Source organism: Nonomuraea sp. NPDC049028 (assembly GCF_043197735.1).
GTDB lineage: Bacteria > Actinomycetota > Actinomycetes > Streptosporangiales > Streptosporangiaceae > Nonomuraea.
In genome coordinates, this window is the sequence record NZ_JBICTR010000003.1 from 459,518 (window position 1) to 472,356 (window position 12,839).

Sequence of the window (12,839 nt, forward strand, 5' to 3'; positions counted from 1 at the left end):
GTCCCTTAGCTGAAAACCACCTTCAGCGCCTCCAGGACCCACATCATCATCATTGGGAAGATATGGGGCATTTTCTTACCCTTCTAGAACTTGTCGCGTTCACCGCGGCAAGTGAAGCATATCCTTTTAGATAGGGCAATAAGGAGATTGGGCGCCAGCTTTTATCCCGCTACATCGTGACCGTTGAGGCGATCCTGCAGAATCCTAGCCTCTGGAGCGCCCAACCGCTCAAATATCCCCAAAGCCTCCCGCCACACTTCTTCCGCCGCACTCCTCCCATGAATCTGCAGAAGACTCTCACCGAGACGCTGGAGAGAACCCGCCACCAACTGGGGATCCGCCACATCCCTGGACAAAGAGAGCGCACGCTCATAAGTATCCCGAGCAAGGACAAACTGCCCACTAGCCTGCTGAGTGTCACCAATCCTCTGGAGCGCACGCGCAGTTTCGTACAAATCCCCTATATCGCCCGAAAGGGCAAGCGCTTTCTGGAAATGGATCAGCGCTTCAGCGGTCAGCCCCGCGTCCAGGTACATCGACCCGATATTGCTCAACGCGTCCGCCTCGTTCCGGCGATCACCGGTCTCGCGATAAGTTGACAAAGCCTCACGATAGAAATGCAAGGCCTCGTCGCGGCGCCCTTCACGGGCCATGACGCCGGCCACGTTGTTCAAGGCCACGGCCTCGTTCTGCCGCCACCCCGTCTCGCGCATGACAGCGAGCGAGTCCCGGAAGAGTCCGAGCGCCTCCCGATGATCACCACGGTTGAGGTGCAATTCCCCGAGATTGTTCAACAACATCGCCTTGGTTGCGACGTCCCCCATCTCCTCCACGATCTCCAACGAGCTCTCGAAGACGGCCACTGCCTCCTCCGTACGCCCCAGGTACGACAGCGCGATCCCCGAATGCAGCAACGCGTTCCCTTCCCCATACCGGTCCTCCACGACACGGAACAGCCCAAGCGCCTCCTCCGCGTAAGCCAGTGCCTCACGGTTGCGCCCGGACAGCCAGTGCACGAGGGCGAGATGGTCCAGGGCGTCGGCCTCGCCGCGCCGGTCGCCGAGGGCGCGGAAAGCGCTGAGGCCGTTGAGGGCATGTTCGAAAGCGACGGCGTAGTCGCCTGTACGGCTGCGTACCAGGCTGAGTTCGAGCTCCGCGCGAGCCTCCCCCTCGCGGTCGCCCATCTCCTGGCAGGCCTGGCGGGCGAGCTCGTGGACGCGGGCGGCGTCCTCCCAGAGCGCCGATCGTTCGAAGTACGTCGCGACGGCCTGCGAGAGGTGGGCCGCATGCGCCGGAAAGCCCCGCTCGGCGGAGTGACGTACACACATGAGCAGATTGGCCCGCTCGGCGCGCAGCCACTCGGTGGCGGCACGCGGGTCGCTCACGGACGGCGGATCCACGGGCGGATGGGTGACGTCCACGGCGGCGCGGCGCCTGTGCGGGTAGAGGACGCGATCGGCCTGGTCGGCGGTGTGCAGGTAGAGGTCGAGCAGCCGGTGGACGGCTCGCCGCAGCTCCTCGACGGGTTCCTCCTCGGCCGCGCGCTCCGCCGCATAGGCGCGCAGCAGGTCGTGAAAGCGGACCCGGCCGGAGTCCGGCTCCTCCACGAGATGGCGGTCGATCAGCTCCTCCAGGACGCGCTCCGCCCGCTCGAGGTCGCAGCCGATCAGCGCGGCCGCCGCGCCCGCGGTGAGGTCGGCGCCGACGTGCAGGCCCAGGCGACGGAAGGCGTGCCGCCGCTCCGGGGACAGCTCCCGGTACGACAGCTCGAACGCGGTGACGAGGTCACTGTCTCCCGCGTGCATCTCGGCCAGCCGGTCCTTGGAGCGGGACAGCTTGGCCACCAGGTCTCCGACCCCGCGGGCCGGCCGATGGCGGAGTTTGTTGGCCATGATCGTGACCGCGAGCGGAAGGTAGCCGCACAGACGGACCAGCTGGTTGACGTCACCCGCGTCGAGCTGCCGGTCCTGGCCGACGATCCGGCGGAAGAGCAGCGCCGCTTCCGGTGGCGCCAGAGCGTCCAGCGGGAGCGGGCGCGCGCCTTCGAGGCCGGCGAGCCGATGCCGGCTCGTGACCAGCACGAGGCAGCCGGGCGCCCCGGGAAGGAATGGCCGCACCTGGTCGGCGCCGGCCGCGTCGTCCAGCACGATCAGCATCCTGCGGTTGGCGACCCACGCTCGCCACAGCGCGGCACGCGGCTCCAGCGTCCCAGGGATGCGCTTGGGATCCTCTCCCAGAAGCCGGAGCAGGGTGTCGAGACCTTCTGCGGGATCGAGCGGCGGCTGGTGGGGATCGTGCGCGCGGAGATGGAGGTACCACCGCCCGTCCGGGTACCGGTCCGCCAGCCTGTGCGCCGCGTGGATGGCGAGGGCCGTCTTGCCGATCCCGGCCATGCCGTCGATGGCCTCGATCACGACCGCCGACGGGGAACGATCCAACACGGCGTACAGCTGGTTCAGCTCCGCCTCTCGCCCGGTGAAGTCCGCGATGTCGCGGGGCAGGTTGTCGGCGAGCGGCCCGCCGGGAGTGCGGTGGCGGGCGGGCGGCACGGCCAGGTCCGGATCGCCGCGGAGCATGCGGTCGTGTGTGCCGCGCAAGGAGGGCCCGGGGTCGGCTCCGAGGTCGTCGGAGAGGCGGTGGCTGGCCCGGTGGTACGCCGTCAGCGCGTCACCCTGGCGACCGCAGCGATACAGGGCCACCATCAGCTGCTCGACGAACGACTCGTCATACGGATATTGATCGACCAGCCCGTACAACTCCCCCACCAGTTCGGCGTGCCGGCCCGCGTCGAGCTCCATCGCCAGGCGGGTGCCGATCGCCGCCCGGTGCTCGCTCTCCAGGCTCGTACGGACCTGCGTCACCCATTCCCCGGACAGGCCGGAAAGCGGATCGCCCCGCCACAGATTCTCCGCTTCGCGGAGCAGGCGCAGCGCGTCCTCCGGGTTGCCGCTGGCCGCGATAGCGCGCGCCTGTACGTTCAGCCGCCGAAAACGATACAGGTCGATCTGCTCGGGATCGACTTCCAGAAGGTAAGCCCCGGAACGGGAAATCAGTCGTGCCCCGCTATCCCCGAACCGGCGATTCAGGCGTCCGCGCAGCCGGGCGATATAGCTATGGACGCTCTCGCGCGCCTTTGCCGGCGGCGCGTCGCCCCAAACCCGGTTGATCATGGTTTCGATGGACACGGGCTGCCCAGGCGACAGGAGCAGGATGGCCAGGATGTACCGTTCCTTGGCCGATCCGAGCTCACATGCCTCCCCGTCGGACCACAACTCCACGGAGCCGAGTATTCGGAACTCCACGAGTGTCCTTTCACCGCTAAAGACCCACGTGCCGCCAGTTTCCCGCGCATTCGCTTAATGGTCCATACGCACCTTTGATCTGACTCTTCAACTTCACGATTGTTGCAAGGTTTTGTCCAGGCAAGCGGTGGACCCTTGGATAGAGCCGTTGAAACGGGGATTACGGCCGGGCGAATACGGCGGCGCGAAACCGCGTCGCACGCGAAATGGGGGGTCGAAAGCCCGATGTCCTGTTCAGAGGGGTACCACGTGCCGGTCGGGCCGGATGCGGCGCGCTGGGTGACGCGCCGCGGCCTGCGGACCGTACTCGTGATCGTTCACACGGTCACGTCCGGGCAGATTCTGCTGGACGTCGTCCGTCTGCTCGCCGCCGATCTGCGGGTCCAGGTGGTCTTCACCAGGGCCCCGGATGTCTTCGGCAACGGGGTGAGCGAGTTGCTCGGGCGCATCGGCGGCGTGGTGATGCCGTGGCGGCTGGCCATTCGACAGCGCTTCGACCTCGCCGTGTCCGCCGCCTATGGGGGGATCGAGGACGTTCACGCGCCGCTCGTCGTCATCCCGCACGGCGCGGGCTACCAGAAGAGAGTCAGCCGCCGGCTGGGCGGTGGCGCCGTCGCGGCCCGCGGCGTGTACGGGCTCAGCGCTCAGGAGCTGGTCCGGGACGGCATGGTGGTCCCGTCGGCGATCGTGCTCGCCCACGACGCGGAGCGGGGGCGGCTGGCGCGGAGCTGTCCGGAGGCCGTCGCGGTCGCCGAGGTCGTCGGCGACGCCTCCCATGACCGGCTGGTGGCCAGTGCCGGAGAGCGGCGCGCCTACCGCCAGGCCCTCGGCGTCCAGGACGACCGCGAGCTCGTGGTGGTGACCTCGACCTGGGGGACACGATCCCTTTTCGGGCGGCGTGCGGAGCTGTTCCGGCGGATGCTGGCCGAGCTGCCCCGCGACCGCTACCGCGTGGCCGCGCTCTTCCATCCGAATGTCTGGTTCGGCCACGGCGTCTGGCAGGTGAGAGCCTGGCTGGCCGACTGCCTGCGTGACGGGCTCGTCCTGATACCGCCCGAGGCGGACTGGCGTGGTGCGCTGGTGGCCGCCGATCACGTGGTGGGCGACCACGGCTCCGTCGCGGTGTACGGCGCGGTCTGCGGCGCCCCGGTCCTGCTGGTGGGCGACGCGAAGGACGACGTGGACCCGGAGTCCGCCGGAGGGCTGCTGGCTTCGGCGGCGCCCCGGCTACGGCCCCATGGGCCGCTGGCGGCCCAGCTGCGCGCGGCCGCCGCCGGCCACTGGCAGGGGCGGCACGACGCCGTCGTGGCCCGGCTCACCTCGGCCCCCGGCTGCTTCGACCGGAACATGCGGCGCCTGATGTACCGGCTGATGCGCATGACGCAGCCACTCACCATTCCGCGGACCGATCCGGTCCCCCCGCCGCATCTCACCCCCTGAAGGAGAAGAAATGGGCAGCAAGGTAGTGGTAGCGGGTGTCAGCAGCCTCTACATGGCCATGCCGGTCGAGGAGTTCCCGCTCCCGTACACGTCGCTGCGGTTCCCCGACTGGATGCGGGCCGAGGTGTCCGGGGCCGCGTGCCACATCGCCGACACCCTGCGCACCCTGGGCGACGAGGCGCGCCTGTGCACCTTCGTGGGTGAGGACGTCGCGGGTGAGGCGATCAACGCGTCGTTACGCGCCCGCGGGCTGCTCGGGCCGGGGGTGGTGAAGGTGCCGCGCTCATCGCTCGGCGTGGTGCTCGTGGCGCCGGACGGACGGCGCTCCGGGCATCCGTACGTCGCCGCGGTCAACACCGCCGAATATCCCGTCGAGGTGTTCCGCCGCCTGGTCCGCGACGTCGATCTCGCGGTGCTCACCAACACCGCGTTCGTCCGGCCCCTGCTGGGCCACGCACGGGCACGGAACGTGCCGATCGCGGTCGACGTCCATCTGATCACGGACATCGACGACGCGTACAACCGGCCCTGGCTGGAGGTCGCCGACATCGTCTTCTGCAGCCACGAACGGCTGGCCGGCCCGCCGGAACAGTGGGTGGCGAGCGTCTTCGAACGCTATCCCGGGTGCGCGATCGCCGCGGTGGGCCTCGGCGGGCGCGGCTGCCTCATGGGGCTGCGCGACGGCACCCTGATCAAGGCGGCGGCCGTCGCGCCGCGCGGCGTGCTGAGCACCGCCGGGGCGGGGGACGCGCTGTTCGCGTCGTTCCTGCACGGCTGGCTCGCCACCCGGAACCCCGTCACGGCACTCAAGGACGCCGTGCTCCACGCGGGGTGGAAGGTGGGTGACACCTTTCCGAGTACGGCCTCGCTGACGGAGGTGGAACTGGCCCGGCTGCGGGAGAGTCACCCGATCGCCACGTCCCTCGGTCGTTGGGACACCGCCGCGTAGGGGAAGGCAACTTGTCCGCCAGAGACACCACGGATCGCACCAGGCCATGCCACCGGGTCCTCGGCATGCCCGCGCTCCGCACGGCATCCCGTAAAGATCATTTCGGCGAACCGCCACACCCTGGCACAGGATCGTGAAAGGCTTAAGCCAGAAAAGGGAAGCTTGATAGATATGCCAACCTTCCCCCTGGGGTACGGTTCACGTCCGGCAATGTAGAGGAATGTCCGAAAGGACCGGGATGCACCCATTTGCTGTAGTCAATATGATGATGTGGGTTATAACTCACATCATCACGCTCATATCTGACGCGATAGGTTGACCGACGCAATATCGTGGCCACCGCCTACGGGGCGGTGGCTTTCGACATATTTCTCGCGATCTGCGCTGCGCAGACAGTGAGCGATTAGGTCACGTCGGCTCCGGCGAGCGATCAACGCTGGGTTGGCGGAGACCTCCTGCGCCACGTCGAAAGCGAGCCCGTCTTCCTCCTCGAAGAGGACAGCAACCCGCTCATCGGCAGGCCGCCACTGGGCGGCGGGCTGACCCTGCGGACGGGCGGCACCTGGCCGCGGGAAAAGGCAACCTAGCTCGGGAAAAGGCAACCTAGCTATCGCATGGCCGCCGATGCCGCTCGCTGGACGGCCCTGGCACCCGACGACTCCGTGACCCTGATCAAGGGCCCGACGAAGGCGATGTGATGGCTGACGAGCAGGGCTGGATGCTGTTAATCGTGTTCGTCGGCGGCCACGTCGCGATGCGTCTCTCCTCCACCGCCGAGACGCTCATCTTCACGCTCGCGGAGTGGCAGGCATGGTTGGACGGCGCCAGAAGGGCGAATTCGACCATCTGGCATAACCCGACGAAGTTTGCGGAGATGATCTTCTTCGTCGAGCATGAACACCAGGGGCGACGCCCGGCTGATCTCCAGGTCTTCGCTGAGGATGTCGAGCTTGGCACCGATCGTGTTGAGCCGATCCTCGTCGAGCGTGTCGTCCAGCGCAATTGCCGATGGGAATATCGCGCGACTCGCCAATAACCAAACCGTCCCAAATCGACAGTTAATATTTGATAACAGGGTATATCAATGAATTAAGAGAATGGATTGATGCTCAGGCCTACAGTTGCTCCTGCTGGGATGCCTGTTCTCTGAGGATGAGGACGGGACTCCCGTGACCGCGTCTTCCCCAGCCGACCCCCGGTTGCGGTACGTCCGAGAGGAAGCCCGTTGGCCCCCGAACTCGTTGTCATCCTTGCGATCCTGGTCGCTGTTGTCTCCGCCGCGGTCGCTTACCTGATCGCCCGCGGCCGGAGCGCCGACGAGCGCGCCGACATGAAGTTCGCTGAACAGCAGCACCGGCAGGCCCGCGAACAAGCCGAGAATCTGCGCGTGGAGCGGGACAAGGCCCAGGAGCGAGCCACGGAGCTTGAGCGGGAGTACATCACCTCGCTCACTCAGCGCCAGGCTCTCGATGAGCGGATCGGTTGCCTCATCGCTGAGTCCAAGGCGGCCCAGGCCGACCTGCAGCACAGACAGGCCGAGGTGGAGCAGCTCAAAGCGTCCCTCAGCACCGAGCAGAGCCGTCTGTCAGAGAGCGAGCGCCGGGTTCGCGAAACCAACCTGGAGGTCTCGGCACTGACAGCCACGGAAGGGGAATTGCGCGCGGAGATTCAGCGGCTCAAGGAGCAGCTCGGCGAGCTAAGCGCGCAAAAGCAGGCCCTTCAGGAGCAGGCCACGGCCCTGGAGGCAGTCCGCAAGGAGCTTGACCAGAGCCGCGAGCACAACAATCAGCTTTTGGAAGAGACACTGCGCGCCACGACAGCCGAGATGCTGAAGAAGACCGAGACGGAACTGGTTTCGAAGGCCGAGGCGACATTGAGTGCGGCCAGCAAGCCCGTTCACGAGCGGCTGGCGCAGATGGACCAGCAACTCAAGGAGTTCGGCAGCACTCGTGTGGCAGCAGAGGCGAAGCTGGACCAGCAGTTGGTCACTCTGACCGAGGAGGGCGTCCGAACCCGTAAGGAGACCCGCAACCTGGTGGAGGCGCTCAAGAAGCCGCAGGTTCGCGGCCAGTGGGGAGAGATGCACCTCAAGCGGGCCGCAGAGTTGGCCGGCCTGGTCGAACACTGTGACTTCGACCTTCAGGTCCATTTCGCCGATGAGGAAAGCGCCCTCCGGCCCGACATGGTGGTCCGCCTGTCCGGCGGCAAGCAGGTCGTGGTGGACGCGAAGGTACCGATGGCGGCGTTCATGGCGGCGACCGAGGCCGTCGAGGAGAGCGAAGCGAAGAAGCATTGGGGCGATCACGCCAAGCACTTGCGCAAGCACGTGGACGCCCTCGGGAGCAAGGAGTACTTCCGCAGGGTGGCCGTGTCGCCGGAGTTCGTGGTCCTCTTCGTGCCGAGCGACGCCTTCCTCCAGCCGGCGCTGGAGCATGATCAGTCCCTCCTGGAGTACGCGGTATCCAAGCGCGTACTGATCACGACGCCCACATCCCTGATCGCCATGCTCCGCACGATCGCCTTCGCCTGGACTCAGGCGGCACTGCAGGACAATCTCCGGCAAATCTACGACCTCGGTCGGGAGCTGTACGAGCGCCTGTCGCTCATGGGCGGCCACCTCAACAAGCTCGGCGGCGCGCTCGACCGGTCAGTCAAGGCGTACAACGAAACGGTCGGCTCTATGGAAAGTCGGGTATTCGTGACAGCGCGTAAGTTTCACGCCCTCAAGGTGGTCGAGGGGCAGCTGATCGAACTTCACGCCGCGGAGCAGTCCGCACGTCCTCTCGGCAGTCCCGAGTTGGTCGCTTCCGCTATGGCAGAGCGGGCAGTCCGAGCGCTGCCAGCAGCGCAGGAGGACGATGACGCCCCAGAGGAGGCGGTCGGCTGACATCGGGGTACTCAACAAAACCGCGTTCTTCCGGCCCTTACTGGGGCACGCGCGTTCGCAGAGCGTGACGAGCACAGCCGGGCGAGGCAGGCGCTGTTCGCGTCGTTCCTGCACGGCTGGCTCGCCACCCGAACCCCATCAAGGCGCTCGAGGACGCCCTGCTGCATGCGGGGTGGAAGGTGGGGGCACGTCTCCCTCCGCGACCTCGCTCACGGAGGCGGAGTTGGCCCAGCTACGAGAGAACCACCCGATCACCGTGTCCCTCGACCGATGGGATATGGCCGCGTAAGAAGAGCGGGGCCTGCTCCCTACGTCTGAGAGCCCGGCGTGCCAGTGGATGGACCTGGTCCGCCCTGGGTGAGCAGGCCGTCGACGAGGTCACGGGGCAGGCCATGGGTCTGGTGCAGGTAGTCGTAGTCCTCCTCGCGCAACTTCCCGACAAAACCCTCTCGGGTCAGCACCTGCCGGCCTCGCCTGAGGAGGCTGGAGAACCGTCCCTCCTCATCAAGCAGCACCTCGCGTACCTGGCTGACCTCGCACGGTTGCCGAAAGTGCTCCAGCGTGTGCTCGATGAGCTCCCGAGGAAGGTCGGACAAGAGGCGGGAGGAGTCATCGCGCCACAGGGTGGTGAGCACCCGCCGGATGAGCCGGCGCAGCACGTAGCCCCGCCCGGTGGTGGACGGCCTGACCCCGTCGCCGATGACCACGATGCCGGAACGCAGGTGGTCCACGATGACCCGTGACGACGACTCGTCCGTGCTCCACAGAAGCGGGATGGTCGTCATCCACGGCTGGAACACATCGGTCTCGAAGACCGACGGCTTGTCTTGCAAGATCGTGAGGAGCCGTTCCAGCCCCATCCCTGTGTCGATCCCCGATTGCGGCAGGGATTCCAGGCTGCCGTCCTCGTGGCGGCGGTAGCGCATCCGTACGTGGTTCCACACCTCCACCCACCGCTGGTCACTGGTCGGGGTGCCCTGGGGCGGGCCCTCCCCGGTCCACACGAAGATCTCCGAGTCGGGACCACACGGACCGGTCGGCCCGTTGGACCACCAGTTGTCATCACCGGTCAGCTCCACCGGCACGCCCAACTCGCCCCAGGTCCGCAGCGACTCGGTGTCGGGCCCGACCTGCTCGTCGCCACCGAAGACCGTGACGTACAGCCGGTCGGGGCGGAGGCCGAAGCCGTCGCGCAGCAGTTCGTAGCCCCATCGAAGACTCTGCTGGTGGTCGTAGTCACCCAGCGACCAGGAACCCAGCATCTCGAACACCGTCAGGTGGGTCCTGTCACCGACCTCATCCAGGTCAGTGGTGCGTAGGCAGCGTTGCAGGTTGACCAGGCGCCGCCCGAGCGGGTGCGGGCGGCCCTCAAGGTACGGGGTGATCGGGTGCATGCCGGAGGTGGTGAACAGCACCGAATCTCCGGAAGGCGGCAGGAGCGAGCTTCCGGTGACGCGTTGATGGCCACGCTCCTGGAAGAAGTCAAGGAAGGTGCTGATGGTCTGATCGACGTTCATGGCAATAGGCCCTTCGTGGTCATGAGGGACCGGAAAGGGCCACGAGCACAGACTGCGAACAAGAGTCAGACGACGCGCTGGCGGCCGTTCCCGGTCGCCGGCGAATGAAGAGGAGGTCAGGCAGCGGCAACCGACGAGCTGGTAGCTCGTGCGGCTGCGGCGAGAGTGCGTTTGGAGACCTCCATGGGCCGGATGCTATCTAAACGGCGGGTCGGTTTCCCCTGGATTTCCGGCCGGTCAGCGTCGCGGTCAGTGACGAATCCCGGTGCTCCACGAGCAACTGATAGCCGCGCTGTATGCCTCTCGACGAGCCCGCGCCGCCAGCCGGCCCGCCTCACGCTCGGCGTCGCTACGGGGGTCGAGTGAGCGAGCCTTTGCCTTGACGTCGCTCTACTTGACGAATTCGGCGCTCATCGACCTCCCTGCTTCTTCAACGCGATCAAATGCTCCGTGAACCGCTCAGCGGCCAGCGGAATCGCCTCGTTGCACCAGGATTCCCAGCTCCCCGCCTTGTCACCAGAGACGAGGAAGATGACCTCCCGCGTCGAATCGAATGCGAAGACCGGCGGTCTGCGCGGACAGGCGGCCGATGGGCAGGCCGGGCGACGGGAGTCGCGCCACCACCTGGGCCAGCTGGTCGAGCAAGTGCCGCGCCTGGACCGAGTAAAGCCGCCGCGGGACCCTCATCGAGGCAGGGCAAACCAGACCACCTTACCGATGCAAGGACGGCCGCCCTGAGCGGGCAGTTGCCGTACGCCGCAATCCCCTTGAGCCAGAGCGACGAGAGTATGCAGGCCACGACCCCGCTCCAAGGCTTCGATCTCCAAGCAGTCGATGTCGGCCAGCGTCAACTCGGGAATCAGCTGAGGGGGCAGGACCAATGGTCGGCAGTCGCCGTCGATGAACTCCACCACCGTGCGGCGATGGGTGTGGTAGATCCGCAGTTCGTACGGCGGGGAGGCGTGCTTCTCGGCGTTGGCTGCCACCTCGCCGATCATGAGAAGGGCATCTTCGACGCGCTTCGGACTGGTGGGCAGAGTGGTCAGCGCGGACAGCAGCAGACCCCGGGCCTGTCGTGCGAGGGGAGCATCCGCCATCAGCGGCCACAAGAGGAGCGCCGGCAAGGCGGGCAGGGACGGCAGGCTTGCGGACGTCGTCGTTGACGGGCTCATCGATGAAGGCCTTCCTCGGTTCGGAGGGCGAGGGAAAGGCGTGCGAAACGCTACCCTTCCAAGGGCAGGATGTGACGACACAACTACATAGAGCGACCATGCGGCTTTATCATCGGCGAGACTTCCTGACTTCGCAACAGGTCTTCTATGAGAAATCTCAAACTCACAAAAGATCGACCTTGCGCAATCCACGCGGAATCGACGCCATGCCGGACAAAACAAAAGAGGAGGAAGATGCGGTACAGCCTGTCGGTCCGCGGACGCAGACTGCTGCGCGAGTTGCGCGCCATCCGCGAATCACGCGGCCTGTCGCCAGAGCAGGTAGCCAAACAACTCGCCTGGTCCCGCTCGAAGATCTACCGCGTCGAAAACGGAGAGAGCCGCCTGATCGTCGAAGACCTGGAACTCCTTCTCGACATCTACGGCGTACCCTCACCCCAGGCGGAGGCACTCGGCAGATTGTGCCGGGAAGCGTGGAAGCGCGGCTGGTGGTTGGCGTACAGCGACATGTACAAGGGCGGCTCGTACTTCGTCCTCGAAGACGACGCCTCAGCGATCACCTTCCTCGCCCACAACATCCCCGGGCTGCTTCAGACGCCCAAGTACGCCCACGCTTTGATCGCGGCCACTTTGGTGGACGGCTCGCAGGAAGAGATCCAGCGGCGAGCCGAGGCACGGATCGCCCGTCAGCAGTTGCTAAGCCGGGACGCCCCGCCCGAGATCACCGTGATCCTGGACGAGGCCATCCTACGGAGGCACGTCGGCGGGATGGAGGTCACCTGCCATCAACTCGACCACCTGATCGAGCTCTCCGGACATCAAGCGATCACGATCTATCTGATCCCATTCTGCGCGGGTGGTCATACCGGACTGGACGGCGAGTTCACCATCCTCGACTTTCCCGACAAAGAGGATCCTCCCGTCGCCCATCAAGAGGGATTGTTCGGGGATATCTTCGTGGAAGCGCCGGGCGACGTTGCCCGCTATCGCACGGCCGCCGACGCCGCTCGCCGGATGGCTCTAGCACCCGATGACTCCGTGACCCTGATCAAGGACGCGAGGAAGGCGATGCGATGACTGACGAGCAGGGCTGGATCACCAGCAGTCGCACCGGTAGTGGCCAGCAATGCGTCCAAATGAGGCCAAACGGCGCAGGGGTCGCCTTACGTGATTCAAAAAACCCGTCCGGTCCCCAACTGCGGGCAGGCGCAGATGCCTGGTACTCCTTCCTCAATGGGGCCAAGAACGGCTATTTCGAGCTGCCTGCTCCCCCGCTGGCAGCTACGGGCGGGACTGCGAAGCCAACGCCCGAGGATCTCAATCTGATCAGTGCCAACTGGCTGCACGCCCCTGACCAGTCGGATGCTCGTCTGTTAATCGCGTTCGCCGGCAGCCACGTCGCGATGCGTCTCTCCCTCACCGCTGAGACGCTCGTCTTCACGCTCAGGGAGTGGCAGGCCTGGTTAGACGGTGCCAAGGACGGCGAATTCGACCATCTGGCATAAGCCGTATGGCATTGGCTGAGATGGGCCTCGGGCCCTGCCCCGCTCGGTCAGCACCTTGCTGGTCGGC

10 protein-coding genes are annotated in these 12,839 nt (G+C 66.2%); 6 read left to right on the forward strand and 4 right to left on the reverse strand.

Annotated features, from left to right (window positions below):
• Positions 1 to 161: 161 nt before the first annotated feature.
• Positions 162 to 3,302 carry a BTAD domain-containing putative transcriptional regulator gene (locus tag ACGFJ2_RS13045; RefSeq protein WP_393467657.1) on the reverse strand — a complete coding sequence of 1,047 codons (3,141 nt, stop codon included), beginning with the start codon at positions 3,300 to 3,302 and terminating at the stop codon, positions 162 to 164.
• Between the two features lie 249 nt (positions 3,303 to 3,551).
• Here ACGFJ2_RS13045 and ACGFJ2_RS13050 point away from each other — a divergent pair, with 249 nt between their 5' ends.
• From ACGFJ2_RS13050 to rmuC, 4 genes are all read left to right on the forward strand, one after another.
• Entirely contained in the window at positions 3,552 to 4,742 is a 1,191-nt protein-coding gene (locus ACGFJ2_RS13050) for a hypothetical protein (protein WP_393467659.1), read from the forward strand.
• Between the two features lie 10 nt (positions 4,743 to 4,752).
• Complete coding sequence (locus ACGFJ2_RS13055) at positions 4,753 to 5,691, forward strand: carbohydrate kinase family protein (RefSeq protein ID WP_393467662.1); 939 nt, start codon at positions 4,753 to 4,755, stop codon at positions 5,689 to 5,691.
• Between the two features lie 697 nt (positions 5,692 to 6,388).
• Positions 6,389 to 6,727: a hypothetical protein gene (locus ACGFJ2_RS13060; protein ID WP_393467664.1), complete on the forward strand. Its 339-nt coding sequence runs from the start codon at positions 6,389 to 6,391 to the stop codon at positions 6,725 to 6,727.
• 189 nt (positions 6,728 to 6,916) lie between these two features.
• On the forward strand, positions 6,917 to 8,578 hold the full coding sequence (gene rmuC, locus ACGFJ2_RS13065) for a DNA recombination protein RmuC (RefSeq protein WP_393467667.1): 1,662 nt from the start codon (positions 6,917 to 6,919) through the stop codon (positions 8,576 to 8,578).
• A gap of 308 nt (positions 8,579 to 8,886) precedes the next feature.
• Here rmuC and ACGFJ2_RS13070 read toward each other — a convergent pair whose 3' ends face one another.
• From ACGFJ2_RS13070 to ACGFJ2_RS13080, 3 genes are all read right to left on the reverse strand, one after another.
• Positions 8,887 to 10,095: an alanine--tRNA ligase-related protein gene (locus ACGFJ2_RS13070; protein WP_393467669.1), complete on the reverse strand. Its 1,209-nt coding sequence runs from the start codon at positions 10,093 to 10,095 to the stop codon at positions 8,887 to 8,889.
• A gap of 513 nt (positions 10,096 to 10,608) precedes the next feature.
• Positions 10,609 to 10,782 carry a hypothetical protein gene (locus ACGFJ2_RS13075; RefSeq protein ID WP_393467671.1) on the reverse strand — a complete coding sequence of 58 codons (174 nt, stop codon included), beginning with the start codon at positions 10,780 to 10,782 and terminating at the stop codon, positions 10,609 to 10,611.
• Entirely contained in the window at positions 10,779 to 11,267 is a 489-nt protein-coding gene (locus ACGFJ2_RS13080) for an ATP-binding protein (RefSeq protein ID WP_393467673.1), read from the reverse strand. The genes ACGFJ2_RS13075 and ACGFJ2_RS13080 overlap by 4 nt, the downstream gene beginning before the upstream one ends.
• Positions 11,268 to 11,501: 234 nt before the next feature.
• Here ACGFJ2_RS13080 and ACGFJ2_RS13085 point away from each other — a divergent pair, with 234 nt between their 5' ends.
• Both ACGFJ2_RS13085 and ACGFJ2_RS13090 read left to right on the forward strand, forming a co-directional pair.
• A complete protein-coding gene (locus ACGFJ2_RS13085) occupies positions 11,502 to 12,344 on the forward strand; it encodes a helix-turn-helix domain-containing protein (RefSeq protein ID WP_393467675.1) in 843 nt (280 codons plus the stop codon).
• Positions 12,341 to 12,772 (forward strand): DUF397 domain-containing protein, encoded by a 432-nt coding sequence (locus ACGFJ2_RS13090; RefSeq protein ID WP_393467678.1) that lies wholly within the window; start codon positions 12,341 to 12,343, stop codon positions 12,770 to 12,772. Before ACGFJ2_RS13085 ends, ACGFJ2_RS13090 begins: the two co-directional genes overlap by 4 nt.
• Positions 12,773 to 12,839: the final 67 nt, after the last annotated feature.

What these genes read in the sequence shown, in the direction of transcription:
- ACGFJ2_RS13055 (WP_393467662.1), top strand. Translation starts at nt 4,753, where the DNA reads ATGGGCAGCAAGGTAGTGGTAGCGGGTGTCAGCAGCCTCTACATGGCC.
- ACGFJ2_RS13060 (WP_393467664.1), top strand. Translation starts at nt 6,389, where the DNA reads ATGGCTGACGAGCAGGGCTGGATGCTGTTAATCGTGTTCGTCGGCGGC.
- ACGFJ2_RS13070 (WP_393467669.1), bottom strand. Translation starts at nt 10,095, where the DNA reads ATGAACGTCGATCAGACCATCAGCACCTTCCTTGACTTCTTCCAGGAG.
- ACGFJ2_RS13075 (WP_393467671.1), bottom strand. Translation starts at nt 10,782, where the DNA reads ATGAGGGTCCCGCGGCGGCTTTACTCGGTCCAGGCGCGGCACTTGCTC.
- ACGFJ2_RS13080 (WP_393467673.1), bottom strand. Translation starts at nt 11,267, where the DNA reads ATGAGCCCGTCAACGACGACGTCCGCAAGCCTGCCGTCCCTGCCCGCC.
- ACGFJ2_RS13085 (WP_393467675.1), top strand. Translation starts at nt 11,502, where the DNA reads ATGCGGTACAGCCTGTCGGTCCGCGGACGCAGACTGCTGCGCGAGTTG.
- ACGFJ2_RS13090 (WP_393467678.1), top strand. Translation starts at nt 12,341, where the DNA reads ATGACTGACGAGCAGGGCTGGATCACCAGCAGTCGCACCGGTAGTGGC.